The organism is Streptomyces sp. SID11385, from assembly GCF_010548245.1.
GTDB lineage: Bacteria > Actinomycetota > Actinomycetes > Streptomycetales > Streptomycetaceae > Streptomyces.
On record NZ_JAAGLR010000714.1, the window covers coordinates 1 to 496 of the forward strand.

Below are 496 nucleotides of genomic sequence, written 5' to 3' on the forward strand. Positions count from 1 at the left end.
GCTCCGCGTAGGCGTCCGCGCGGACCCGGTCGGCCTCCTCCTGCGCCTCGCTGCGCGTACGCTCCGCCGCGTGCTCCGCCGCCGAGCGCAGCCCCCGGGCGGCCTCCTCGGCCCGCTCCTCTATCCCCGCGACGGCCTCGCGCGCCTGCTGCGCGGACTGCTCCGCCGCCGCGACCAGCTCGCCTGCCCGGGTCTCCGCCTCCTCGACGAGCCGGACCGCCTCGGCCTCCGCCTCCTCGACCCGCGTACGCGCCTTGGTCAGCAGCTCCTCGGCCCGCTCGCGCGCCCGCTCCCGCTCCTCGCCCGCCTCGGTACGCGCCGACTCCAGCGTCTCCTCGGCCGTGCGCCGCCGCCGCTCGGCCTCCTCCTGCGCCGCGGCCAGCTCCTCGGCCACCTGCGTCGTGACGCGCTCGGCCGCCGCGCTCGCCTCGGCGCGCAGCCGCTCACCGGTCTCGCGGGCCTCGTTGCGGACCCGTGCCGCCTCGGTCTCGGCCTC

1 pseudogene is annotated in these 496 nt (G+C 79.8%); it reads right to left on the reverse strand.

Features of this window, described 5'->3' with window-relative positions:
* A pseudogene (locus G3I42_RS21565) lies at nt 1–496 on the reverse strand (hypothetical protein); the annotation flags it as partial.